The following is a 22658-nucleotide window of genomic DNA, read 5'->3' as shown; positions in this document are numbered from 1 at the left end:
ATCCGCTGACCCGGCCCGTGTTCACGCGTCTCTGTGAACACGGGCCGGGTCGGCGCTCTCACGGGTCAATACGAGCCGGGTCAGCGCTCCAGGGCGTGAACACGGGCCGGGTGGACATCAGCCTGAGCTCGCGAAGGCTGGTGTCGACCCGGAGCTCCGCTGGCGGTGGTGGGGACTAGGTCGTAGTCGGCCGGGTCGAACTTGGCCTGCTGCTTGTACTGGATGCCGAGCCAGGGCCAGTTCGTGCTGACCCGACCGTTGGGGCCGCGGTACCACGACGTACACGCGGACCAGACGCTGTCGGCCAGCGCGGACTGGACCCGGTCGTCGTACTCCTGCTCGACCTCGTCGCGCACCACCAGCGGGGCGCCGGAGACGACCAGGTGGTCCACGAACCGGCGCAGGTACGCCGCCTGGACCTCGTGGAAGAAGACGATCGAGCCGCCGCCGGTGTTGGTGTTCGGGCCGTACATCAGGAACAGGTTGGGGAAGTGCGGGATGGTCATGCCGTAGTAGGCGCGGGCGCCCTCGCTCCACTGCTCGTTCAGGTCCTTGCCAGCCAGCCCGCGGATCTGCATCGGCGCCAGGAAGTCGGTCGCGGTGAAGCCGGTGCCATAGATGATCACGTCCACGTCGTGGGTGGCGCCGTCGGCCGCCACCACGCCCGTCTCGGTGATCTCGGTGACGCCGCCGGTGACCACGTCGACGTTCTTCTGGGCCAGCGCCGGCAGGTAGTCGCTGGAGAACAGGATCCGCTTGCAGCCGGCCGGGTAGTCCGGCCACACCTTCTCGAACAGCTCGGCCGACCCGGTCTGCCGCTTCATGTGCAGCCGGCTTGCCCGGGTGATCGCGGCTGCCAGCGGCTTGGCGTAGACCCAGGCGACGCTGAGCGACTCCACGAAGGCGTACCAGCCGACCCGCTCGGTCAGCTGGGTGGCCGGGACCCTGTCGAAGATCCGCTTGTGGAGCCCGGCGTACGTCGTGTCCGGGCGCGGCAGGATGTACGGCGCGCTGCGCTGGAAGACGGTCAGCTGCCCGACTTCCGGCTGGATCGCCGGGATGAACTGGGCCGCGCTGGCGCCGGTCCCGATCACCGCGACCCGCTTGCCGGCGAGATCGACGGTGTGGTCCCACTCGGCGGAGTGGAAGGACGGGCCGGCGAACCGCTCCCGCCCGGGCACCGCCGGCCACCGCGGCCGGGACAACTGGCCGACCGCGGGCACGAGCACGTCGACCTCCTCGACCGTGCCGTCGCCGAGCGTCACCGACCAGCGGCCACCCGCTTCGTCGTACTCGGCAGCCGCGACCTCGACGCCGAACCGGATGTGCCGGCGCACGTCGTACTTGTCGGCGACGTCCTTGAGGTACCCCAGGATCACCGGCTGCGGGGAGAACCGCTTCGGCCAGTGCGGGTTCGGCTCAAAGGAGAACGAGTAGAACGGCGACGGGACGTCGCAGGCGGCGCCCGGGTAGGTGTTCTCCCGCCAGACGCCGCCGACCTCGTCGGCCTTCTCGAAGATCACGATGTCGTCGTGGCCGACGCGCTTGAGCTCGATCGCGGCCGCGAGGCCGCCGAAGCCGGCCCCAATGATGCCGATCCTGGTCACTCCGCGGTCACCTCTTGTGGAGCAGCCGCAGCATCCGCGGCAGCAGCCTGTCGATGGTCTTGGAGCGGTTGAAGCTGGTCAGGTTCAGGCCCGGCAGCGCGAATCGCTGCACCGCGACGCTGCGTGGCCGGGTGAACTCGCGCAGGCCCTCGGGCCCGTGGATCCGGCCGAAGCCGCTGTCGGCGCGACCGCCGAACGGCAGCGCCCCCATGCCCGCGAAGCCGAGCACCGAGTTGACCGAGACCATGCCGGTGTCGAGCCGCTCCGCGATCTCGGGACCGCGGCGCTTGGAGAACACCGAGGCGCCGAGCCCGAAGTTCACCGCGTTGGACAGCCGGACCGCCTCGTCCAGGTCGCGCACCGTGGTCACCGTGACCGTCGGCCCGAAGGTCTCCTCCTGGATCGCCAGCGAGTCCTCCGGTACGTCGACGAGCACGACCGGCTCGACGTACCGGTCGCCGACCGACGACAGCCCGCCGAGCACCGGCTGGCCGCCGCTGCCGATCGCGTCCTCGACGTGCTTGCGGACCACCTCGAGCTGGCTGGGCATCGTCATCGGTCCGTACGACGCCCCCGGGCCGCTGCCCGGCTTGACGTTCGCGAACTCCTTGGTCAGCAGGCCGAGGAACTCGTCGCGGACCTCCTCCTCGACGTACACCCGCTCCACGCCGGCGCAGGTCTGGCCGCCGTTGGACGCGGCGCCCCATGCGACCAGCTCGGCCGCCTTGGCCAGGTCGGCGTCGGCGGCCACGATCGCGGCGTCCTTGCCGCCGAGCTCCATCACCACCGGCACCAGGTTCTCGGCACAGGCAGCCATCACCTTCTTGCCGGTCGCCGCGGAGCCGGTGAAGGCCAGCTTCTGGACGCCGGAGCGGCACAGCGCGGCTCCGGTCGCGCCGTACCCCTGGACGACGGTGAGCACGCCGTCCGGGTCGCTCGGATTGGCCAGCGCATAGGCGTCGGCGTACCACTGGCCGATCGCGGGCGTGTGCTCGCTGGGCTTGTAGACCACGGTGTTGCCGGCCGCGAGCGCGGTCGCGATCGAGCCGTTGGGCGTGTAGACCGGGTAGTTCCAGGGACCGATCACGCCGACCACGCCGTACGGCACGTGCTCGGTGCGCGCGGAGAAGTTGGCGAACAGCATCCCGGGCCGGCGCTTCTCGGGCTTGAGCACCTTGCCGGCGTGCTTGGCGCTCCAGGCGGTGTGCTCGAGGGCGAGCAGCAGCTCCAGGGTGGCGTCCGGCTTCGGCTTGCCGTTCTCGCGGTGCATCAGGTCGATCAGCTCGTCGCTGTGCGCGGCGAGGTAGCGCCTCCAGGCCAGCAGCCGCTGCTTGCGGCCGTCGTATCCGATCCCGCGCCACCACTCCGCGGTCTCCTGGGCGCGGTCGACCGCGGCGAAGACCTGCTCGTCGGTGGCGACGTCGTACGTCGCCACCACCTCGTCGGTGGCCGGGTTGAGGCTCTCCAACTTGTTCATGCTTGCTCCTCGATGATGACCCGGGCACACAGCGCCGGGTCGTCGTTGAAGGGAATGTGCCCGCAGCCGGGCAGGTCGAGGTGGCGTGCGGTGGGCAACGCTGCCCGGGCGCGGCGGCTCTGGGTGCGGTAGGTGAGGAGTACGTCGCGGGTGCCCCACGCGACTGTGACCGGGATGTCGGTGAGGTGGCCGAGGTCGGCGCCGCTCGTCAGGTCGTAGCCGGCGAAGCTGCGCCGCGCGTCCTCGAACGAGGTCGCCCGGGCCAGCCCGTCCACGTCGAGCTGCAGCGCCTCCTTGGACAGCTGGCTCGGCCGGCCGTAGCAGGTCGCCGCGAGCGCCGCCCGGGTCGGACCGAACGCCAGCGCCGGCCCGGTCAGCGGTCCGCCGTACTTCGCGGTGGTGCGCAGGGTGGTCACCATCGCCTGGGCCCAGCGCGCGCCGGGCCGGCCCCAGAAGCCGACCGGCGAGAAGGCCGTCACCCGGCCGGCTGTGCCGCGGCGGCCCATCTCCAGAGCGATCCCGCCGCCCATCGAGTTGCCGACCACGTGCGGCCGGTCGATGCCCTGCTCGGCACAGAACTTCGCCACCCACTCGGCGTACCCGACCGGACCCGGCGTCACCGACGGGTCGGACGGACGGACGCCGAAGCCCGGCAGGTCGACGGCGAGTACGTCGTGACGGCGGGCGACCAGGTCGAGGATCGGGTCGAAGACCTGCCACCGGCTCCCGATCCCGTGCACCAGCACGACCGGCTGCCCGGTCCCGCGGCGCTCGTGCGGCGGGAGGTTTACAAGTTCGGCCATACCGTCAGTCTCGCCCGTCATGTGGAACTCGCGCGACCCACCGTGTCACGTACTGAGCAGTGCTCAACTAAGTCTGGCGGCAATGCAACGGATTCTGTAAGGTCGTTGCACGCGCCGGGGGGTGTGGTCTAGGGGATGGTCGCCGGCGCACCGCTAGGTTCGCCGGCGACCTACCCATGGAAACGGACCTGTGACCGACGACGACGAGCTGCTCGACGCAGCGCTCGGCCAACTGCTCGAGTTCGGGGTCGCGCGAACCACCACCGACGACATCGCCCGCGCCGCCGGCGTCAACCGGACCACCCTCTATCGCCGGCTGGGCAGCAAGGACGACATCGTCGCGGCGGTCATCCTGCGCGAGGTAGGCGCGATCGCCGGAGCGATCCGCGACCACGCCAGCAGCGTCGACGGCTACGAGGAGCGGATCGTCGAAGGCTTCGTGTACGCCGTGACCTCGGTCCGCGAGAACAAGCTGCTTCGCCGCGCGCTCGCGGTCGACCGCGACGCCGTACTGCCGGCGATCACCGTCGACGGCGGACCGGGACTGACGATGGCGCTGCAGGTGATGCAGGAGGTCCACCGCGAGACCCAGCAGGCGTACGGAATCCCGCACGCCGACACCGACGACACGAAGACGGCGATCCTCGCCCGGCTGATCCACTCGCTGGTGCTGATGCCGGATGCGCCGCCGGTCCTCCGGACGCCCGAGGAGCTGCGCGCCTTCGCCGCCGTGCACGTCGTACCGCTGGCCGGGCCGAGCCCGCGCCCGGCTCAACCCGCCACGCGTCGACGCAGAGGGCTGCCAGGAAACGGGCTGCGTCGCGGCAGGCGCTGACGCGATCGGCTGACAGGCCGCCAACCCTCTACTGCGAGCCGTCACCCAGGGAGTAGGCGAGGGTGTACGTCGCCGACTCACCTTCGGCGTCAAATCCGCCGGTGCCGGTGATCCCCGCCAGCTCGCCGGTGCCCGACCCGGGCACGACCTCCCAGTCCGCGCGCGAGCCTTCCGGGTCGAAGACGCCGCTCATCCTGAGCACGAAGCTGCCCGAGCTTCCGGCGATCGTGCAGGTCATGCGCTGCACGCTATGGAACGTCCCGGACCCGTCGGGCTCGGCGATCGTCAGTCCGCGCCATTCGGCGTCGCCCTCGATGTCGCCGTGGTAGCGGTCCTGCCCGGTCGCGACGGCGATGGTCGTCGCGCCGTCCACGTCGGCGTACGGCGTCTGGTCCCACGACTTGTTCTCGACGGTCCCGGTTGCGGTGGTGGCCATGCTCGGCTCCTCAGGTCTGGTTGGTCCGCTGGTCTGGGAACGACGCTAGGACGGCGCTGCCGAGCGTTCTTGAACAAACGCGAACGCGCGACAATGGGATGGTGGAGCCGACCGAGAACACTGTGCGCGGCGTACTCAACCCACGCGCCGGCGAAGGGGTGTACGCCGAAGACCTGCTCCCGCCGGGCCCTGATCTCGTTGACATCGTCGAGCATCACTGGGGAGTGCGCTGGGACCTCCGGGAGCGTGAGCCGTTCACAGTCGAGGTGCTGCCCCGGCCCGCCATCCAGTTCGTGGTCGAGGAGGGCCGGGCCCGGGTGCACGGCGTCCTGCGCGGCAGGTTCGACCGGACGATGGATGGCCGCGGCGACATCTTCGGGGTGTCGTTCCGGCCGGCCGGGTTCCGGCCGTTGCTGCGCGGTCCGGCCGCTGACCTCACCGACAGGGTGATCGACGCGGTGGAGCTCTTCGGTCCGGCCGCCGCAGAACTTGCAGGCCAGATCGCCGCGACCGACGACCGCGGCGAGCGCGCGGCACATGCGGAGGCATTCTGCCGCCACCGGATCCGGATGCCGGTGGCGCCGTCGGTCCGGCTGGTCAACAGCATCGTGGATGCGACCACGCACGACCGCAAAATCCTGCGAGTCGACCATCTTGTGGAGCGGTTCGGAGTCGGCAAGCGCACGCTGCAGAAGCTGTTTCGCGAGTACGTCGGCGTCACACCCAAGTGGGTCGTGCAGCGCTGTCGCCTGCACGAGGCAGCGCAACGTCTCGACTCCGGGGCCGCCGACCTCGCAGGGCTGGCGCACGAGCTCGGCTATGCCGACCAGGCGCACTTCGCGCGTGACTTCCGTGCGGTTGTCGGACGTGCCCCCGCTGGATACGCGCGGCAATCCGGCCGCCCAGCCCCTCAGGCGTAGACATAGTCGTCAAGCGGAAAGGTCGCTGCGTCGCGGAAAGCGTTGACGGTGGTGGTCGGCCGCAGCAGCGTCGCCTCGCCGTGCGGGTTGAAGTAGTAGCTGTTGGCGGTCGCGCACTGGCCGAGCGTGAAGATGCTGTTACCGATCTTGTCGGTCATCCGGTCGAGGAACTCCGCGTTGGCCTCCTCGCTGACCTCGAAGGTGGTCACGCCACGCCGCTTCATCGCCTGGAACAGCCGGTCCATGTGCTTCATCTGCGACTCGATCGTCGTGAAGTAGCTCAGGCCGCTGTAGGAGTAGGGGCTGTTCAGCGACAGGAAGTTCGGGAAGCTCGGCACGGTGATCCCCTCGTAGGCCTGGAAGCGGTTCTCCCGCCACCACTTGCCGAGGTCGCGCCCGTCGCGGCCGAGGATCTCGATCGCCGGGAAGTTGACGTCCCAGAGGTTGAAGCCGGTCGCCAGCAGCAGCGCGTCGATCTCGGTCTTGTGGCCGTCGCTGGTGACGATCCCGTCCTTCTCGATCCGGGCGATCGGCGTGGTCTCGAGGTGGACGTGCTCCTTGGTGAAGGTGGGGTAGTAGTCGTTGGAGAACGTCGGCCGTTTGCAGCCGAAGGTGTAGTCCGGGGTCAGCTTGCGGCGCAGCTCGGGGTCGCGGATCTGGCGGGCCAGGTGGGCCCGGCAGGCGCGCTCGCCGATCCGGTTGGCGATCGGCAGCTCCTTGTAGTGGAGTACGCCAGCCACCATCAGCACCTCGAGGATCGAGGAGCCGGCCAGCCGGACGGCACGCTGCGTGAGCGGAACCTTCGCAAATGCCTTCCGCACCCTCGTCGGCACCGGGTAGTCCGGCTTGGCGCTCACCCAGATCGCGGTGCGCTGGTAGACGGTGAGCTCGGCCAGCCGGTCGGCGATGGTCGGGATCAGCTGGACCGCGGTGGCGCCGGTGCCGATCACCGCGGCGCGCTTGCCGGTGAGGTCGTAGTCGTCGTCCCACGCCGTGGTGTGGATGACCTTGCCCTGGAAGCCGTCGATGCCCTCGATGTCGGGCATCTTCGGCTGGGACAGGAAGCCGGTGGCGGTCAGCAGGTACGTCGCGGTCACGGGCTTGCCGCCCTTGACCGAGACCACCCACTGCTGGGCCTCCTCATCCCAGCGGGCGCCGTCCACGACGGTGTCGAACTGCATGTGCCGGCGCAGGTCGTACTTGTCGGCGACATGCTCGGCGTACCTCTTGATCTCCTCGCCGGGCGCGAAGAGCCGGCTCCAGTACGGGTTGGGCTCGAAGGAGTAGGAGTACGTCGACGACGGGATGTCGACGGCCAGGCCGGGGTAGCGGTTGACGTGCCAGGTGCCGCCTAGGTCGGACTCGCGGTCCAGGATCAGCAGGTTGTCGAAGCCGAGCCGCTTCAGCTGGATCGCGGCGCCCATGCCGCCGAAGCCGGCGCCGACGATGACTGCGTCGTACTCACTCATGGGTGTTCTCCGTGTCCTTCGAGGTGTCCTGGTTGAGGCGCTGTCGGTAGGCGTGGCGCTCGGGGCTGTCGGGACGCAGCGCGCGGTCGTCGCGCATCGCGCGCCGGAGGAGCCTGAGGGCCGGCTCCGGGGTGATCGTCGCGACCGAGGCGAGCCCGCCGACGTACGACGGCACCGCGATCTCGGCCTTGCGGGTGCGCACCGACCCGACCACGGCCTGGGCGATCGCCTCCGGCGCCACCTTGGGGATCGGCCGCATGTCGAGGCCGGACGCGAGCGCGGTGTCGACCGCCGACGGGAGGACCGCGGTGATGCTGACCCCGCTGTCGGCGTACTCCAGCCGGGTGGCCGCGGTCAGCCCGACCACGGCGAACTTGCTGGCGTTGTACATCGCCAGGCCCTTGACCGGGAACTTTCCGGCCAGCGAGGCGACGTTGACGACGTGGCCGCGGCCGCGCTCGATCATGGCCGGGAGTGCCAGCCGCATGCCGTGCACGACGCCGAAGAGGTTGACCTCGATCATCGCCCGGTTGAGCTTCTCGTCGAGCTCGAGGAAGCCGCCGTTCGGCATGATCCCGGCGTTGTTGACCAGCACGTCCAGCTCGCCGTGGGTGCTGCGCACGTGCTCCAGGAAGGCGGCGTACGACGCCGGGTCGCTGACGTCGAGCGGGTGCGCGGAGCCGCCGACGTCCACTGCGGCCTTGGCGGCCAGGTCGGCGTCGAGGTCGCCGATCGCGACGGTGGCGCCGCGCTCGGCGAACAGCTTGGCGGTCGCGAGGCCGATCCCCTGGGCGGCGCCGGTGATCGCGACCACCGCGCCGTCGAGGTCGATGTCGGGGTAGCGGGTCATGCGGTTGCTCCTTCGCGCGTCCGACGGGCGGCCGCCAGCACAGCCGGCCGGCGGCGTACGTCCATGAAGTTGGGGCACATTGCGTCCAGCTCGTCTCGGCCCGGCTCGAGCCGGATCACCTTCGTGCCAGCGCGCTCGAGCAACACGATCTCCTTGTCGAGGCCGCGGGTCATCCGGTGGCGGAGCAGTCGCTCCACTCGGTCGAGGCCTTTCGCAGGTACGCCGCCCTTGGTCGCCATCGGCGCCACCACCACGACCTCGTCGAGGTCGAGCGGGAGCACAAGGTCGGCCGAGCAGGTGCGGACCGCGCCGCCGTCGAGGTAGTCGCGGCCGGCGATCCGGACCGGCGGGAACCAGCCGGGGATCGCCCAGGACGCCGCGATCCCGTCGCCGAGCTCGGCCCGGGGAGCGCCAGGAGAGCCGAACGCCACCCGCTCGCCGCTCCTGGTGTCCACGGCCACCAGCCAGGTCGCCGGGTGCCGCACCCAGCCGTCGTCGCCGGCGAGCTCCGCGCCGAGGTCACGCAGCCAGGTGGCGTCACCGCGACCCCGCGGCAGCAGGCCCGCGGCCGCGGTTGCGAGGTCCTCGTCACGGCGAAGGGTGGCCTTGGCCAGGCCGAGGCCGGGCAGTGCGAGCGCGGGCCGCGGCGGGGTGAGGCCGGGGTGGTGCTTCAGGTGCGCGGCGATGACCGGATCGGCGCCGTCCGCGCCTTCGAGCGCCGCCAGAATGCTGTCCACCGAGGCGCCGGAGCCCAGCATCGCCGCCAGCTCGGCTCCGGCCGACGTACCGACGATGACGTCGGCATCACGGGCGTCCCAGCCGAGCGTGCGCTCGGCGGCCTGAAGTGCGACCACGGACCAGGCGAAGCCCAGCGTGCCGCCACAGCCCAGGACCAGTCCTCGGGTCGTCATGCACTCCTCTTCTGACGATGCGGAATGTGATGTCACTTTCGGAACGCTATGTCATTTCTGGATTCAGGGCAATAGTCTGTGGCGTATGACAGCCGCCGTACCGACCCGCGCGGAGCGTAAGAAGGCCGAGACCCGGCGCGAGATCATCGAGGCCGCGTTCGACTGCTTCGCCGAGCGCGGCTACCACGCGACCGGGATCGCCGACATCGCCGCGCGGCTCGGGCTCGGCCACGGCACCTTCTACCGCTACTTCGAGAACAAGCGGGACATCGTCGAGCACGTCATCAGCGAGGTCATCGACCGGATCATGCAGGCGCTGACCGCCGAGAACGCGCCCGACGCGGTCGACACGCTCGACGAGTACCGCGAGCAGACCCGCCGGATCGGCGACGCGCTGGCCCGGATCATGCTGGAGGACCCGCGGATCCCGAAGATGCTGCTGCTGGAGGCGCCGGGCATCGACCCGGCCATGGGCGAACGCGTCCTCGGCCTGATGGAGTCGCTCGCAGCCGTTACCGCGTCGTACCTCGACCACGGCGTCGAGCTGGGCTATCTCCGCAGCGACCTCGACGTCGACGGCACCGCGCACGCCATCAACGGGATGATCCTCGGCTCCATGCTCGCCGGCGCCCGCAACCCCGACCCGGCTCAGGCCAAGCGGCTCAGCGAGGCCATCCGGCGGGTGATGTACGACGGCATCGCCGCCCGCGGGGAATAGCCGAGGTTGGGCGTTGTTGGCATAGTTGAAGTCTCAACGTCTTGGAGGCAACGATGCCCGCCGTGACTGTCGACAACATCCTGGCCCTGCCGCGCCTGATCGCGCCGGACGCCACCGCGCGGCCGCGCACCGTCAAGCAGGTGACCACCGCGCCGTCGGGCCTCGAGGGCGAGGGCTTCCCAGTACGACGCGCGTTCGCCGGCGTCGACCTTGCCGACCTGGACCCGTTCGTCCACATGGACCAGATGGGCGAGGTCGAGTACGCGCCGGGCGAGCCGAAGGGCACGCCGTGGCACCCGCACCGGGGCTTCGAGACGGTGACCTACATGATCGACGGTCTTCTCGAGCACCGGGACTCCCACGGCGGTGGCGGCTTCATCTCCGACGGCGACACCCAGTGGATGACCGCGGGCTCCGGGCTGCTCCACATCGAGGCGCCTCCGGAGGACGTGGTCGTCAAGGGCGGCCTGTTCCATGGCACCCAGCTCTGGGTCAACCTGCCGGCCAAGCTCAAGATGGCCGACCCGCGCTATCAGGACATCCGCGGCGGACAAGTGGCGCTGCTCAGCTCGCCGGACGGCGGCGCGCTGGTCCGGATCATCGCCGGCGAGGTTGGCGGCCACGAAGGCCCCGGCAGCACTCACACCCCGATCGCACTGCTGCACGCCACGGTCGCGCCGGACGCCGAGGTGGACATCCCGTGGCGGCCCGACTTCAACGCGCTGGCCTACGTTCTGGCCGGGTCCGGCTACGTCGGCGCCGAGCGCCGGCCGATCCGGATGGGTCAGCTCGCGGTGCTCGGTCCCGGGGACTCCGTTCGCGTGCGTGCCGCCCAGCGGCAGGAGTCGCGCGCCCCGGACCTGGAGGTGATGGTGCTCGGCGGCCTCCCGATCCGGGAGCCGGTCGCGGCGTACGGACCGTTCGTGATGAACACCCGGGCCGAGCTCGTCCAGGCCTTCGAGGACTACCAGGCGGGCCGGCTCGGCGTGATCCCGTCCGAGCCGCACCCCGGCCACCACGACCTGTAAGGCGAGCCTAGATCGGGGACACGCGCATGTCGTGTCCCGCCTACAGTGCTTCGAAGTCCGGGCCGTCGATGCGGCCTCAGAGCACCTGCTGACTCGCCTCGACATCCGCGATGGCCGCGCGGACGGCGTTGACGAAGGTCCAGAACGTGCTGGTGGTCGACGTCTTGCGGCCAGACGCCGTGTTGTTGGTGAACATCGCGCTGCGCAGCGGCGTAGTGATCTCCAGCTGGGCACCGGAAGCGGTCAGCGTGCGGTTGCAGATGTTGGCCGGATCGGTGCCACTGAGCGTGGGGTGGTTGACGCCGTCCCGCGCCGTGAACCCGGCGGTGGACAGCCGGCTGACCAGCTTCTGGCGGAACGTCGCGTTCCGACCGCCCACCAGCACACCGGCCGCGCCGCTGGGGAATCCTGCCGCGGAGGCCGTGCAGCCGTGCAGCCCCAAGGCGTTGAGCGACCCGGAGCACAGCGACCGCGCCATGTGGTCGTCGCAGTGGGCGGACGTCACATGCAGCTCGTCGTTGTTCGTCGGCCGGACGCCCTCGAACATCCAGTAGTCGTGCAGCTGGCCGGCCGCGGCCAGCGTGGCCGGGTGGTAGCCGGCGATTGCCAGGCACAGCTCGGAGGTTCCCAGCTCGATGCCGCCGCCGTGCGGGGCGAGGATCGTCGTTCGCTTTGCGCCCGTGCGAGAGGTGACCTCATGGCGGTGTAGCCGGCGCTCGAAGTCCACTCCTTCGCTGAGATCTCGATACAGATCGGTGTTCGAGGAGTACAGGTCGCCGGCCGTGGCTGTCGAGGCCAGGTAGACGACGGGAATGCTGGCCGCAGCCGCGCCCAGGAGTGCCCGCCGGGAAGTTGTCCACATGAGCCGGAACCGTAGCCGGGTCGTCAAAGCCAGCGAGCCGGCACGGGCTGCGTACGCCAGATTGCGTAGGCCGGCGACGTCGTACAGCGGACGTGGCGGCAACCGCGTGCGGTCCAGGCTGACGGGCATGACGATTCGAACTCGTGCTCTGTCCGTGCTCGCCATCGCCGCTGCCGCAGCGTCCACCTTCGCCGCCGCACCCGCCTCGGCCGCCCCGCCCCCACGAGATCCCGGCCTGGTCCGGGTCGACTCCGGCTGGCTGCGCGGCAGCGTCGCCTCCGACCACGTCAGGTACTCCGCGATCCCGTACGCCGCGCCGCCGGTGGGCGAGCGGCGGTGGCGGCCACCGGCCCGCCCGGCGAGATGGTCCGGCGTCCGCGACGCGACCACGCCCAGCCCGTACTGTCCGCAGCAGGGGCGGGCCGGCAGCGAGGACTGTCTCTATCTCGACGTGACCGTGCCCCGGGCAAGGACCGACCGCCCGCGGCCGGTCCTGGTGTGGGTCCACGGCGGTGGCCTGGTCTCCGGGGGCGCCAGCGAGAACGACGCCACCCGGCTCGCCACCGCCGGCGACCTGGTCGTGGTGACTATCAACTACCGGCTCGGCGCACTCGGCTTCCTCTCCTCGCCGGAGCTCGACGCCACCGGCGGGAACTACGGGCTGATGGACCAGGCGGCCGCGCTGCGCTGGATTCGCCGCAATGCCGCGCAGTTCGGCGGCGATCCCGGCAACGTCACCTTGGCCGGCCAGTCCGGTGGCGCCCGCTCGGTGTGCGCCCACCTGGCCTCGCCGCTCTCGCGAGGGCTGTTCCATCGCGCGATCTCGCAGAGCGGTGCCTGCGACAACAAGGTCCTCACCCGGTCGGCGGCCAACGCCTTCGGCGCCCAGGCGACCGAGCTCCTCGGCTGTGCGGACGCCGCCGACGTCGCGGCCTGTCTCCGCTCCCAGCCAACTGACAAGCTGCTCGGTGTGCTCGCCCGGACGGGCCGCGAGATCAACGCCCGGGCGAGCGATCGGCCGTGGAACCCGGTTGCCGGGACCTACGCGCTGCCCCAGCAGCCGGGAGATGCACTGCGCAACGGCACCCCGGCCCGGGTCCCGCTGCTGGTCGGTGGCACCCGCGACGAAATGCGCGGCTTCGTCTCGGGTGAGCATCAGCCGCGGCCGGTGACCGCGGAGCGGTACGCCACGCTTCTGCGGGAGACGTTCGGCGAGGACGCGGACGCCGTACTCGCGGCGTACCCGGTCAGCGGCTTCGACAGCCCGGCGCTCGCGCTGGCCACTGTCCTCAGCGACTGGGGCGGCAATATCGGCGCCTGCCCGGTGCTGCGCACCGCCGAGTCGGCCGCCGGCCGGCAGCCGGTGTTCGCCTACGAGTTCGCCGAGGACAGCGGGGTGGACGGCACGCCGCCGCTCGGCGCATTCCACGGCCTGGAGTTGCCCTACCTGTTCGACCTGGACATGATCTGGAACCCGTATCCCGAGCTGAACACCGAGCAGTGGCAGCTGTCGGCGACGATGATCGACTACTGGTCGGCCTTCGCCCGGAGCGGCAACCCGAACGGGACCGGCCGCCCGCACTGGTCGCCGTACGGCGCAACCGGCACCGTGCTCGGCCTGTCCACCGCCGGCATCGCCCCGACGCCGTACGCCGCCGCTCATAACTGCGGCCTGTGGAAAACCCTCCCGCGCTAACGAAGGCTGTCGGTGCTCGTATCTAGCGTCTCCACACATGACGGAGGATGCGAGCACCGAGCCGGCCCGCGCGGGCGAAGGCTGGACAGCCGACGACCACGATCGCCTTGTCGACGCGATGCGGGAGGGCTTGGACCTGGGGGAGGTAGCAGACCGCCTGCAACGCAGTCGCGGTTCGATCCGAAGTCGAGCGCGCCGGCTGGCACCGGCCGGGGCGCTCACTTCGGGTCGCCACGGCTTCGATGCGTTGCGGTCTGCGCTTTTCGCGGACCCTGAGTACGACTGGAAAGCCCGACTCGGCGCGAGCAGACGCCAGCGGCTGTCCAGCCTCGGTAGCACCAACGGTGCTACCATTGAGCTCGTGGGTGTCGTGAAGAAGTCGGTGTCGCTGGAGGCAGGCGTGGCCGAGAGGGTCGAGGCCGCCGCGAACGAGGACGGCATCTCCTTCTCCACCTGGCTCTCGGTCGCCGCCGAACGCCAGCTGCTGCTCCGCGAGGGGCTCCAGGGCGTTTCCGAGTGGGAAGCACAGGCCGGGCGGCTCTCGGATCACGAGCGGGCCGACGGGGAGGCCCTCCTGGACCGGCTGCTGGCTGCGAGCAACCGTGAAGCCGGGTCCACCGGAGCCGCGGCCTCATGAGCGGCCTGACCTACGACACCGGAGCCCTGATCGCCGCCGAGAAGAGCGATCGACTGCTGTGGTCGCTGCACCGGGCGGCCCTCGAGCGCGGTCTGGTGCCCACTGTCCCCGCCGGGGTTGTCGGCGAGGCGTGGCGTGGAGGTCCCCAGCCACAGCTCTCACGACTGCTGAAGGGGTGCACAGTCGAGCCGTTGACCGAGACCCAGGCACGCGCGATCGGCAAGCTCGCCGCAGCATCCGGCCTCGACGACACGGTGGACCTGGCTGTCGCCGAAGGCGCCCTCCGCCGAGGCGACGCGGTGATCACCTCGAACCGCGGCCATATCGAGCAAGCCGCCGGTGGTGCCGACCGTCGCCTCGCGATTCAGGAGATCTAGCGGCGGATGTCGTAGCAGAGGTGGGTGACCCGCCGGCCCTGGGCCACGACCGGGTCGTCGAACAGCACCGGCTCGGCGACGCCGCCGGTGCCGAAGAACGGTCGGCCGGTGCCGAAGACGGTCGGAACCAGGTTCAGGATCACCCGGTCCACCAGGCCTTCGCGCAGCACGTTGCCGCCGAGGTCGCCGGCGGCGAGGGAGACGTTCCGGTCACCGGCGGTCTCAAGGGCCTGCTTGACCGCGTCGGCGATGTCGGTGACGAAGGAGAACGGCGCGGTGTCGGCGAACTCCCAGTCGGTGGGTGGCTGGTGGGTGACCACGTAGACGTGGTCGCCCGCCGGCGCGTTGCCGCCCCAGCCGTTCATCAGGTCGAAGACCCGTCGCCCGATCACCAGCGCCCCGATCGGCGCCACCAGCGTGCTCAGGAAGTCGGCCGTCTCTGCGGTGGTATCGAAGGCGTAGGCGGGGTCGCCGTCCAGGCTGTAGGAGACGCCGCCGCCGGCGCCGTACCAGTCGAAGAGCGGACCGACCTCGTCCTGCTCATTGGCGACGTACCCGTCCATGGATACCGCCACGAACATGATCACCTTGCCCTGGCCATGGATGCTCATCGCTCCTCCTGTCGTCGGCCTGCTGGGCGTGCTCAGGCCACCGTGCGCTCTCCGGCAACGGGAGAGTCAAGGCTCAGCGGCGACCTTGGAGGAACAGTGCCCGGCCGAGGGCCGCGACCGCCGCCGTACAGAACAGCGTGCGGACGGCGTTGCCGACCACCCACGGCGTCTCGAACCGGTCGCGGACCTCGGCGAGGTCCTTGATCCGGTCGGGGTCGCCGGCGTCGCTGATCTCGGTGTTGAGCGGGATGTGCAGGCCGCCGGTGATCGCGAGTACGACGACGTAGAGCACCAGCGCGGCGAGCGTCCAGCGGAGCGCGGCCCGCGAGCCGAACACTCCCTGCAGGAGGCAGGCGAGGGCGGTGAGCAGCAGCGCCAGCGTGAAGCTGAGCGGGAACACCGGGTTCTCGTTGAACCGCTGGGTGATCAGCACGAAGGTGCGGTCGTCTACGCCGGCAAGGTTCGGCATGACCGCGACCGCAAACGTGAAGTTCAGCCCGGCCACGAGCGCCATCACGACCAGTGCGGCGCCCAGCGTGAGCCCGACCCACAGATCTCTGGCGACAGTCATCGGCGAAGTCCCCTCTCCCAGGTTTGTCCTTCCATCCACCATCGAGGAACTCTGCTGGGTGTTCCATGCCTGAGCGTCGCTGGATCATGCTCGTTCGTCCAGTGCACCTGGACGCAGTGTCGATCGGTCGGCAGGCTGGGGTGATGCGAGGCTCCGATCCCTGGGCGACGGCCGACCCCCTCGGCGAGGCCCTCCACTTCCTGCGGATGTCCGGCACGTTCTACTGCCGCTCCGAGCTGACCGCCCCGTGGGGGCTGCGGCTGCCGCCCGAGCCGGAGTCGATGTGGTTCCACGTGGTGAGCAGCGGTAGCTGCTGGCTCGCCACCGACGACGACGAGTCGCAGCAGCTCGGGCCGGGCGACTTCGCCCTGGTCCCGCACGGTGCCGGCCACCTGCTGTACAGCGAGGCCGGAGTCGCGACGCCGCGGGTCGACCGGCTGCGGTACGAGTACGCCAGCGACCGCTACGCGATCCTCCGGTACGGCGGCGACGGCGCGCCCACGCGGGTGGTGTGCGGAACCGTGCGGCTCGGCCACCCGGCGGCCAGGAGCCTGCTGTCACTGCTGCCGCCGAAGCTCGTCATCGGGAGCACGCCGATGTCCTCGCCCGAGGCGGACTGGATGTACAGCACGCTGCGGTTGATCGCCGCCGAGGGGCAGCAGCTGCGGCCTGGTGGCGAGGCGGTGATCATGCGCCTCTCGGACATCCTGGTGATCCAGGCGATCCGGTCCTGGATCGCGGGCGAGCCGGCCGGCGCGTCCGGATGGCTGGCCGCCCTGCAGGACCCGCCGATCGGTCGTGCCATGTCCCTGGTGCACCGCGACCCGGGGCAGCCGTGGTCGGTGGCCAGGCTGGCGCGCGAGGTGGACATGTCGCGCTCGGCGTTCGCCGCCCGCTTCACCGAGCTGGTGGGCGAGCCGGTGATGCAGTACGTGACCCGGTGGCGGATGCAGGTGGCCCTCGATCGGCTGCGCGACGAGCGGGGTGTCACGGCCTCCGAGCTCGCCTCCCACCTGGGCTACGAGTCGGAGGCGGCGTTCAGCCGCGCGTTCAAGCGCATCATCGGCCGTTCGCCGGGCGCCGTACGCCGGTCGGCGGCGAGCTAGAAGCAAGAACTCCCGGTCAAGGGAGCCTTGACCGGGAGTTTCTGTAGCCTTCGCGTGCGCGAGGGGGGAGTTGAACTGCCACCCCCACGCGAGCATCACGCCGGGAAATCAGCCTTCTCAATCGTGATCTCAGGCGTGCGCAGGGAGCTCGAGGTCCTCGTGCGTCTTGGCGATGACCAAACGTGCATCGCCGGTGTTGCATGAGAGGTTGCATGGAATCAGGCGCGCGGCGAGCCGCCGGCGAGCCGGTCGATGGCGCTGCGCTGCATCGTCGGAGTGACGTGGCTGTAGATGTCCATCGTGATGGTGATCGTGCTGTGCCCAAGTCTCTCCTGGACGACCTTGGGGTGTTCACCAGCCTCGAGGAGCAGAGTGGCGTGCGTGTGGCGCAGACCCTTGAGCGTGACGCGGTGGATCTCGGGGTGGGCTTCGCCGACCCACTTGAGCCGGCGATCCCACCGAGAGGTCATGGCGTCGGGCGAGCGCTGAAGGCCGCTGTCGTCACCGAAGACGAACGCGTCGGCCTTGGCCAGCTCGAAGGAGATCTCCGCCCGGACCTTCTTGTGCGCGGCGAGCACCTTCGCAGTCATCTCGTCGATGTCGACGGCACGAGCCTTGCGGGTCTTGGTCTTCTTCGTCTTCGACCAGTCGACAGTGTTGGTTGCGCGGCGGATCTGGATCTGGCGATTTGCGGCGTTCACGTCCGACCAGCGCAGGGCCAGCGCCTCGCTGCGACGCATGCCCGTCCACGCGATCACCTGCCACAGGGCGTAGAGCTCGTCCTTGAGCACATCGCGATCCCAGGCAAGGAAGGTGTCGAGCTGCTCGCGACTCCAGGTGACGATCTCGGGCTTGTGCTCGCGGATCTCTGAGGAAGTCGGCGGCTTCGTGGTGAGCTTCTTCTTGGCCTGGTTCACGTTGACGTGGCCGTCCTCGATCGCGGCGTCGAGGATCGAGCACAGGTTCACGTGAACCTTGCTGACGGTGTTGGGCGAGAGCGGCTTGCCCATGCCGTAGGTGTCCTTGCGGCCGTGGTCCTCCAGCTCGCGGTAGTGCCGGGCGATCCTCGTCGCGGTCAGCTTGTCCAGCCGAATGTCGCCCAGGTAGGGCGTGATGTGGTTGCGCACATTCTTGGCGTACCCCTTGCGGGTGCTATCGGCGATCTTGAGGCCCTTGAGCCACTCCTCGGCGTACGCACCGAGGGTGGGCACCGTCGAGCCGAACCGCAGCTGTTCACGTCGCTTCCTAAGCGCCTCCTGCAAGGCGTCGTCAGCGTCGCCCGACGTCAGGTATCCGCCCTGCCCGTGGGGCTTCGTCCCGAGCTCGGGCTGATCGGGATCGATCGGCACCCGGATCTGCCAGCGCCAGCGGGTGCCACCCTTGGTCTTGTACGAGGTGATCGAGCCCTTGCCCCGCCGCCGGCCGCTCAACGCGGGTCCTGATCGTTGCGCAGATCCTCGGCCAGCTCGCGGCGGCTCTCCTCGTCATGGCTCGTCAGCTGGAGGGAGTCGAGCCGGCGCTCCGCCTCGATAAGCGCCCGCCCGGTCTGCGAATGGGCCCAGTCGGCTGCGCGAAGACGGTCCTGGTCGGGATGGCCCTGCGAGCGCAGCTCCCGCGCCTGCTCCTCGTCGCGACGCAGTGCATCCCTGAGACGTTCCACCTCACGTCGCCAGAACACCTCGCGGTCCGGCCGGGACAGCCCCGTCTGGTGGTGCAGCCAGGCCCGTAGCTCGCTCTGAGTGAGGTCGGCCGGGACACCGGTTGCAACCTGGTAGTCCGGGGACGGCGCGCCGGCGGGGACGTGCGTGAGCAGCTGAGTCGGCGCGACGTCGAGCGCCACGGCAAGCGCCATCAGGTCGTCGACGTCGACCTTGCGGGCCAGGGCCTCGATGCGACGCAGGCTGATCACCGGGATGCGGTGGTCGAGCTCGGCTGTCCGGCGCTCGAGTTCCGCATAGCTGAGGTCCTGTTGCTGGCGGTACAAGCGGATCGCGTCGGCGACGGCGATGCCGGTCGGACCCATCTCGAGTGGCTTCATGCCCTTGGGCGTGCTGGTGGTCATGTCGATGGTCTCTCGTGGTGTCGGATGCGTGTCGGCGCGGGTGTGTGGGAAGCGCCTTCTTCGACACTGTAGCGCATCAAATTGACGTTTGGATGCCGGTTTTGACTTCATGATGATACGATCAAACTGATCGCTTTGAAACGGATTTGACTGGAGGGCCCTGCGATGGCGATGGCGACACTGGAGTCGACACTGACGCTCGACGACCTGCGCAAAAGCACGAAGGCGACCATCTCGCTTACGGAGGCCGGTGCGGCGCTGGGCGTCGCCCCGCGCACGGTCTCGACCGGCATCGCGGAGGGCAACATCCCCGCGATCAAGCTGGGCCGCCGCGTGGTGATCCCGCGGGAGAAGTTCCTGGCGCTCTTCGACTGACTGTCCGCAGGTCGTCCCGTCGACCACGCCAGCCCAGAACGTAAATACCCCTGCGGCAGTTGGTACCTACCCGGGGCGTTGAGGAAGCGAGATCCTCGTGACCAGTCTACCCAGCGCGGCGACCGACGTCGCCGACGACGACTCCGACGACGTCGATCTCGCGGCGGCTGCTGACGGGCGAGCCGACGCGGAGCCTACGAAGAAGTCCGTCGCGACCCAGCTCGTCGCACTCGCGCTGCGGGAGTACCAGCTCGGCCGCACGCCAGACGACCGCTTGTTCGCGCACCGCGAGGGCAGTCACATCGTACGAATGTTCACCGGCGGCCACATCTCGATGCGGTCCGAGCTGGCCGGACTCTTCTATGAGCGAAGCGCAGGACGCAGAGTCGCGAACGCTCGCTTCCGGTCAGACCGAAGTGCCGCGAAGACCGGGTGTAACAGGTCACCGATTCTCTTGTTACACGCGTTCTCGCAGGTCAGAGCCTGTTTTGGGGCCCTCGGTAACAGGGGTAACAGACTTGCTTCGAAACTATCTAGGGAAGGAAGGTAGGCAGTTGACCCTCAGATTGATGGTTTCCCGCGAAGCGTGTAACGCGTGTTACGGGTACGTTCAATTCATCCTTTGACCTGCGAGAACGCGTGTAACACGTTCGTGGGTAGGGGGTCTCGGCTGTGACGGGCTGCGATCGGCCAGCATCTGGCAGTGCGCCACCCGTCACCCCCTCCCCAGTCCACTCGACGCCGGTGGCCTGAGCGGCTGATCGACTGGCCGGCACTCGCTGACGCGCGCCCGCGCTCCGTCTCGCCAACACCAATCCCATGAACGCCGAGGACCGCCGACGCTGCGCTGAGCTCCTGGCCTTCTGACGGGCCTTCTGACCCGAGCTGCGCTCGGGCCGGCTGCCCGACACAACGTCCACACAGCTTTCGACCCACACAGATTTCGACCCCGCAACAGCTGGCGGCTGTCCGGGGTCGCGGAGAAATCGGAGGATTCTCGATGAGCAGTGTAACCACTGACTCACAAGGTGGCACTGCCGACAGCAATGTCGTCGATCTCACGTCCAGACGCAGCGACGGATCCCCCGCGGTCACGACCCTGGCGAGGGTCCTTGACTCGACTCGGGCGTACTTCGAGGAGAGTCCCGGCCCGGCTGCGCCGCAGAACCAGATCTACGAGGTCGTTACGCGGGACTACCTGCGGGCGATCGACATGGCCGCGCCGCCCAGCCCCAAGCTGCTCGAGGCCGAGTTGCTGGCCTTGCTCAACATCGTGATCAGGGACGAGAACGAGAAGATCCCGAAGGGTGACGGTCGCATGCCGATGGCGCGGCACCTGTCTCATTGGCAGGTCGCTCAGGTCCTTCTGAAGCTGCACCACGTCATCCGGATCACGCCGGAGAACATCAACGTCGAGCGTGAGTACGACCTGCTGGCGATGTACGTCCCCAGGGGTGAGAACGCGGGCCTGTACGACTCGAGCGAGGACGAGATCCGCGCCGTTGCCCGCCTCTACAACACGCAACTGTCGCTGGCCGACTTCAGGGAGATGACGGCGATCCTGAAGGAGGATGCGCCCCGGCGGCACCGCTGCGCCCACCCCGATCTGATCGCGGTGGCCGACGGGATCTTCTTCTACGGCGGCGACGACCGTGACATCGACCTCGACGGCCGGACCTACCGCTTCACCGCCAAGTCCACCCATCCCTTTGACCCGGAGCTGATCTTCACGGCCAAGACACCCGTCCGATTCAACCCCGACGCCGAGAACGTAGTTCTCATCCACCCGACTGACGGCACCGAATGGGATGTCGAGTCATGGATCGCCGACCTCTACCTCACCGACGGCGACGCGGACTACAACACCGCTCACGAGGGCATGGTCGAGCTGATCTGGGAGATCCTCGGCGCAATGGTCCGCCCCCACGTGCGGTGGGGAAAGTCGGCGTGGTTCTACTCCGATGTCGGTAACAACGGCAAGGGCACGCTGTGCGCCCTGATGCGCAACCTCGTGGGCTCTCGGTCCCATACCTCGATCCCGCTGTCGGAGATGGGCAAGGACTTCGCACTCGAGCCGCTCGTCAGGGCTACAGCCATCATCGTCGACGAGAACGACGTCGGCATCTTCGTCGACAAGGCCGCGAACCTGAAGGCGATTCAGACCAACGACGTGGTGCCGATCAGCCGGAAGTACAAGACGCCCGTCTCGATGCAGTTCTTCGGCTTCATGGTGCAGTGCCTCAATGGCATGCCGAGGATGAAGGACAAGAGCGAGTCGGCCTACCGGCGACACCTGTTCGTGCCGTTCGACAAGTCGTTCACCGGTATCGAGCGGCGCTACATCAAAGACGACTACCTCAAGCGCCGCGACGTGCTCGAGTACGTGCTCAAGAGGATCCTCCTGATGGAGTACTACGTGCTCTCGGAGCCGGTGGCGACCAAGGCCGTCCTAGCTGAGTACAAGGCCTGGAACGACCCGGTCCGGGCCTTCTGGCATGAGTTCCGGCTGCAGTTCGCCTGGGACCTGCTGCCGTTCCCGTTCCTCTACGACCTCTTCAAGGTCTGGTTCGGCCTGGTCAACCCGTCCGGCACCACCATCTCGCGGCAGCAGTTCATCAGCGACCTGCTCAGTGTTGTCGAGGCGGACGACATGTGGTTCTGCACCGACAAGGACAAGCGGATCCGCCCCGGAGCGCTGATGGACGACCCTGAGCCACTGATCGCCAAGCACGAGCTCGCCGGCTGGCTCAGCCCGACCTACATGGGCAAGGACCCGATGCTGCGAAGCAAGCCGCACGTCGCCGCCAACTACCGCGGCATCCTCCGGTACCCGAACCCACCGTCGCAGTCGACCGACACCGACACCGGCAGCTGCAGCGGCAACACCAGCGAGGACGACTGAACTGCCGACGAAGAAGCGGAAGACCTGGCAGCCGGGTCGCGGCCGGCCCAAGACGTCGTCGCCGACGACGAGTGGGCGACCGGCTCACCGGCCACCACGGCCGCACACCGCTGTCCTTGACCATCGTCAAGCCGAATGGCGAAGTCAGGATCACCACTGTTCGGGTGGTGCCCATCGTCCGCATGCGGGGCATTGGATCAACTCGGCGTCGGCGGGCGCCTGGAAGCGGGTTCGGCAGCGGCGCCACCACAGGAGTCCACCGATCCGGTGGCCGGCACCGGAAGGCGGCCGTGTCGGTGCCGGGGTCGTCGGGGTTGATCCAGTCGCCCACGACCCGCGGAGCCCAGGCCTCGCACAGCGGGCACTCGTACTCCTCGATGGCCAGCCATCCGTGGCCGGCCGCGT

The 22658-nt window shown here is 69.2% G+C and carries 23 protein-coding genes; 10 read left to right on the top strand and 13 right to left on the bottom strand.

Annotation, left to right across the window (positions count from 1 at the left end):
• Positions 1 to 80 precede the first annotated feature (80 nt).
• Genes DDV73_RS10340 through DDV73_RS10330 form a run of 3 tightly spaced genes read right to left on the bottom strand, consistent with a single transcriptional unit; the run spans position 81 to position 3887 of the window.
• Positions 81 to 1607, bottom strand: a complete 1527-nt coding sequence (locus DDV73_RS10340) for a flavin-containing monooxygenase (RefSeq protein WP_109507136.1) — start codon at positions 1605 to 1607, stop codon at positions 81 to 83.
• A 7-nt stretch (positions 1608 to 1614) separates the two neighbouring features.
• On the bottom strand, positions 1615 to 3084 hold the full coding sequence (locus DDV73_RS10335) for an aldehyde dehydrogenase family protein (RefSeq protein ID WP_109507135.1): 1470 nt from the start codon (positions 3082 to 3084) through the stop codon (positions 1615 to 1617).
• Positions 3081 to 3887 (bottom strand): alpha/beta fold hydrolase, encoded by an 807-nt coding sequence (locus DDV73_RS10330; RefSeq protein WP_109507134.1) that lies wholly within the window; start codon positions 3885 to 3887, stop codon positions 3081 to 3083. The genes DDV73_RS10335 and DDV73_RS10330 overlap by 4 nt, the downstream gene beginning before the upstream one ends.
• A gap of 190 nt (positions 3888 to 4077) precedes the next feature.
• Between DDV73_RS10330 and DDV73_RS10325 the strand changes: the two genes are divergently transcribed.
• Positions 4078 to 4722: a TetR/AcrR family transcriptional regulator gene (locus tag DDV73_RS10325; protein WP_109507133.1), complete on the top strand. Its 645-nt coding sequence runs from the start codon at positions 4078 to 4080 to the stop codon at positions 4720 to 4722.
• Positions 4723 to 4750: 28 nt separating this feature from the next.
• Here DDV73_RS10325 and DDV73_RS10320 read toward each other — a convergent pair whose 3' ends face one another.
• A complete protein-coding gene (locus tag DDV73_RS10320) occupies positions 4751 to 5158 on the bottom strand; it encodes a DUF3224 domain-containing protein (RefSeq protein WP_109507132.1) in 408 nt (135 codons plus the stop codon).
• Between the two features lie 101 nt (positions 5159 to 5259).
• Here DDV73_RS10320 and DDV73_RS10315 point away from each other — a divergent pair, with 101 nt between their 5' ends.
• On the top strand, positions 5260 to 6078 hold the full coding sequence (locus DDV73_RS10315) for a helix-turn-helix domain-containing protein (RefSeq protein WP_206050798.1): 819 nt from the start codon (positions 5260 to 5262) through the stop codon (positions 6076 to 6078).
• Here DDV73_RS10315 and DDV73_RS10310 read toward each other — a convergent pair.
• From DDV73_RS10310 to DDV73_RS10300, 3 genes are read right to left on the bottom strand one after another with little or no spacing between them, the layout of a single operon-like run.
• Positions 6069 to 7547 carry a flavin-containing monooxygenase gene (locus DDV73_RS10310; RefSeq protein WP_109507130.1) on the bottom strand — a complete coding sequence of 493 codons (1479 nt, stop codon included), beginning with the start codon at positions 7545 to 7547 and terminating at the stop codon, positions 6069 to 6071. The two genes, DDV73_RS10315 and DDV73_RS10310, sit on opposite strands and share 10 nt — an antisense overlap.
• Positions 7540 to 8397: an SDR family oxidoreductase gene (locus DDV73_RS10305; RefSeq protein WP_109507129.1), complete on the bottom strand. Its 858-nt coding sequence runs from the start codon at positions 8395 to 8397 to the stop codon at positions 7540 to 7542. Before DDV73_RS10305 ends, DDV73_RS10310 begins: the two co-directional genes overlap by 8 nt.
• Positions 8394 to 9308 carry a patatin-like phospholipase family protein gene (locus DDV73_RS10300; RefSeq protein WP_109507128.1) on the bottom strand — a complete coding sequence of 305 codons (915 nt, stop codon included), beginning with the start codon at positions 9306 to 9308 and terminating at the stop codon, positions 8394 to 8396. Before DDV73_RS10300 ends, DDV73_RS10305 begins: the two co-directional genes overlap by 4 nt.
• An 85-nt stretch (positions 9309 to 9393) precedes the next feature.
• Between DDV73_RS10300 and DDV73_RS10295 the strand changes: the two genes are divergently transcribed.
• Together DDV73_RS10295 and DDV73_RS10290 are read left to right on the top strand one after the other, a co-directional pair.
• Positions 9394 to 10026, top strand: coding sequence for a TetR/AcrR family transcriptional regulator (locus DDV73_RS10295; protein ID WP_109507127.1), 633 nt, complete (start codon positions 9394 to 9396; stop codon positions 10024 to 10026).
• A 53-nt stretch (positions 10027 to 10079) separates the two neighbouring features.
• Complete coding sequence (locus DDV73_RS10290; protein ID WP_109507126.1) at positions 10080 to 11054, top strand: pirin family protein; 975 nt, start codon at positions 10080 to 10082, stop codon at positions 11052 to 11054.
• Positions 11055 to 11130: 76 nt separating this feature from the next.
• Here the strand turns inward: DDV73_RS10290 and DDV73_RS10285 are convergent, their stop codons facing one another.
• The gene (locus DDV73_RS10285; RefSeq protein ID WP_109507179.1) at positions 11131 to 11916 is read right to left on the bottom strand and encodes a poly-gamma-glutamate hydrolase family protein; all 786 of its coding nucleotides are present in this window, start codon (positions 11914 to 11916) and stop codon (positions 11131 to 11133) included.
• 127 nt (positions 11917 to 12043) lie between these two features.
• Here DDV73_RS10285 and DDV73_RS10280 point away from each other — a divergent pair, with 127 nt between their 5' ends.
• The 3 genes from DDV73_RS10280 to DDV73_RS10270 are packed head-to-tail and all read left to right on the top strand — an operon-like array spanning position 12044 to position 14626.
• Complete coding sequence (locus DDV73_RS10280; protein ID WP_109507125.1) at positions 12044 to 13612, top strand: carboxylesterase/lipase family protein; 1569 nt, start codon at positions 12044 to 12046, stop codon at positions 13610 to 13612.
• A gap of 37 nt (positions 13613 to 13649) precedes the next feature.
• Positions 13650 to 14249 carry a hypothetical protein gene (locus DDV73_RS28695; RefSeq protein ID WP_206050797.1) on the top strand — a complete coding sequence of 200 codons (600 nt, stop codon included), beginning with the start codon at positions 13650 to 13652 and terminating at the stop codon, positions 14247 to 14249.
• The gene (locus DDV73_RS10270; RefSeq protein ID WP_109507124.1) at positions 14246 to 14626 is read left to right on the top strand and encodes a twitching motility protein PilT; all 381 of its coding nucleotides are present in this window, start codon (positions 14246 to 14248) and stop codon (positions 14624 to 14626) included. The genes DDV73_RS28695 and DDV73_RS10270 overlap by 4 nt, the downstream gene beginning before the upstream one ends.
• Here DDV73_RS10270 and DDV73_RS10265 read toward each other — a convergent pair.
• Both DDV73_RS10265 and DDV73_RS10260 read right to left on the bottom strand, forming a co-directional pair.
• Positions 14623 to 15237, bottom strand: a complete 615-nt coding sequence (locus DDV73_RS10265; RefSeq protein ID WP_109507123.1) for a dihydrofolate reductase family protein — start codon at positions 15235 to 15237, stop codon at positions 14623 to 14625. The two genes, DDV73_RS10270 and DDV73_RS10265, sit on opposite strands and share 4 nt — an antisense overlap.
• A gap of 73 nt (positions 15238 to 15310) precedes the next feature.
• A complete protein-coding gene (locus DDV73_RS10260; protein WP_109507122.1) occupies positions 15311 to 15808 on the bottom strand; it encodes an anthrone oxygenase family protein in 498 nt (165 codons plus the stop codon).
• 143 nt (positions 15809 to 15951) lie between these two features.
• Between DDV73_RS10260 and DDV73_RS10255 the strand changes: the two genes are divergently transcribed.
• On the top strand, positions 15952 to 16914 hold the full coding sequence (locus DDV73_RS10255; RefSeq protein WP_109507178.1) for an AraC family transcriptional regulator: 963 nt from the start codon (positions 15952 to 15954) through the stop codon (positions 16912 to 16914).
• Positions 16915 to 17132: 218 nt separating this feature from the next.
• Here the strand turns inward: DDV73_RS10255 and DDV73_RS10250 are convergent, their stop codons facing one another.
• Both DDV73_RS10250 and DDV73_RS10245 read right to left on the bottom strand, forming a co-directional pair.
• Positions 17133 to 18344 (bottom strand): tyrosine-type recombinase/integrase, encoded by a 1212-nt coding sequence (locus DDV73_RS10250; protein WP_109507121.1) that lies wholly within the window; start codon positions 18342 to 18344, stop codon positions 17133 to 17135.
• A complete protein-coding gene (locus DDV73_RS10245) occupies positions 18341 to 18976 on the bottom strand; it encodes a helix-turn-helix domain-containing protein (RefSeq protein ID WP_109507120.1) in 636 nt (211 codons plus the stop codon). The genes DDV73_RS10250 and DDV73_RS10245 overlap by 4 nt, the downstream gene beginning before the upstream one ends.
• Positions 18977 to 19141: 165 nt before the next feature.
• Here DDV73_RS10245 and DDV73_RS10240 point away from each other — a divergent pair, with 165 nt between their 5' ends.
• On the top strand, positions 19142 to 19351 hold the full coding sequence (locus tag DDV73_RS10240) for a helix-turn-helix domain-containing protein (RefSeq protein WP_206050796.1): 210 nt from the start codon (positions 19142 to 19144) through the stop codon (positions 19349 to 19351).
• A 106-nt stretch (positions 19352 to 19457) separates the two neighbouring features.
• On the opposite strand, the gene DDV73_RS10235 is transcribed toward DDV73_RS10240, so the two are convergent.
• Complete coding sequence (locus DDV73_RS10235) at positions 19458 to 19652, bottom strand: hypothetical protein (protein WP_109507119.1); 195 nt, start codon at positions 19650 to 19652, stop codon at positions 19458 to 19460.
• Between the two features lie 699 nt (positions 19653 to 20351).
• Here DDV73_RS10235 and DDV73_RS10230 point away from each other — a divergent pair.
• Entirely contained in the window at positions 20352 to 22253 is a 1902-nt protein-coding gene (locus DDV73_RS10230) for a DNA primase family protein (protein ID WP_109507118.1), read from the top strand.
• The last annotated feature ends 405 nt before the right edge of the window (positions 22254 to 22658 follow it).

Source organism: Nocardioides speluncae (assembly GCF_003121585.1).
In the GTDB taxonomy this organism is placed as follows: domain Bacteria; phylum Actinomycetota; class Actinomycetes; order Propionibacteriales; family Nocardioidaceae; genus Nocardioides; species Nocardioides speluncae.
The sequence above is the reverse complement of the archived record's forward strand: the minus strand, read 5'-3'. Positions and strand labels throughout refer to the sequence as shown.

Excerpts from the sequence above, each read along its gene's own strand:
- DDV73_RS10335 (WP_109507135.1), bottom strand. The coding sequence starts at position 3,084 with ATGAACAAGTTGGAGAGCCTCAACCCGGCCACCGACGAGGTGGTGGCG.
- DDV73_RS10330 (WP_109507134.1), bottom strand. The coding sequence starts at position 3,887 with ATGGCCGAACTTGTAAACCTCCCGCCGCACGAGCGCCGCGGGACCGGG.
- DDV73_RS10320 (WP_109507132.1), bottom strand. The coding sequence starts at position 5,158 with ATGGCCACCACCGCAACCGGGACCGTCGAGAACAAGTCGTGGGACCAG.
- DDV73_RS10310 (WP_109507130.1), bottom strand. The coding sequence starts at position 7,547 with ATGAGTGAGTACGACGCAGTCATCGTCGGCGCCGGCTTCGGCGGCATG.
- DDV73_RS10305 (WP_109507129.1), bottom strand. The coding sequence starts at position 8,397 with ATGACCCGCTACCCCGACATCGACCTCGACGGCGCGGTGGTCGCGATC.
- DDV73_RS10300 (WP_109507128.1), bottom strand. The coding sequence starts at position 9,308 with ATGACGACCCGAGGACTGGTCCTGGGCTGTGGCGGCACGCTGGGCTTC.
- DDV73_RS10295 (WP_109507127.1), top strand. The coding sequence starts at position 9,394 with ATGACAGCCGCCGTACCGACCCGCGCGGAGCGTAAGAAGGCCGAGACC.
- DDV73_RS10290 (WP_109507126.1), top strand. The coding sequence starts at position 10,080 with ATGCCCGCCGTGACTGTCGACAACATCCTGGCCCTGCCGCGCCTGATC.
- DDV73_RS10285 (WP_109507179.1), bottom strand. The coding sequence starts at position 11,916 with ATGTGGACAACTTCCCGGCGGGCACTCCTGGGCGCGGCTGCGGCCAGC.
- DDV73_RS10280 (WP_109507125.1), top strand. The coding sequence starts at position 12,044 with ATGACGATTCGAACTCGTGCTCTGTCCGTGCTCGCCATCGCCGCTGCC.
- DDV73_RS28695 (WP_206050797.1), top strand. The coding sequence starts at position 13,650 with ATGACGGAGGATGCGAGCACCGAGCCGGCCCGCGCGGGCGAAGGCTGG.
- DDV73_RS10270 (WP_109507124.1), top strand. The coding sequence starts at position 14,246 with ATGAGCGGCCTGACCTACGACACCGGAGCCCTGATCGCCGCCGAGAAG.
- DDV73_RS10265 (WP_109507123.1), bottom strand. The coding sequence starts at position 15,237 with ATGAGCATCCATGGCCAGGGCAAGGTGATCATGTTCGTGGCGGTATCC.
- DDV73_RS10260 (WP_109507122.1), bottom strand. The coding sequence starts at position 15,808 with ATGACTGTCGCCAGAGATCTGTGGGTCGGGCTCACGCTGGGCGCCGCA.
- DDV73_RS10255 (WP_109507178.1), top strand. The coding sequence starts at position 15,952 with ATGCGAGGCTCCGATCCCTGGGCGACGGCCGACCCCCTCGGCGAGGCC.
- DDV73_RS10245 (WP_109507120.1), bottom strand. The coding sequence starts at position 18,976 with ATGACCACCAGCACGCCCAAGGGCATGAAGCCACTCGAGATGGGTCCG.
- DDV73_RS10240 (WP_206050796.1), top strand. The coding sequence starts at position 19,142 with ATGGCGATGGCGACACTGGAGTCGACACTGACGCTCGACGACCTGCGC.
- DDV73_RS10230 (WP_109507118.1), top strand. The coding sequence starts at position 20,352 with ATGAGCAGTGTAACCACTGACTCACAAGGTGGCACTGCCGACAGCAAT.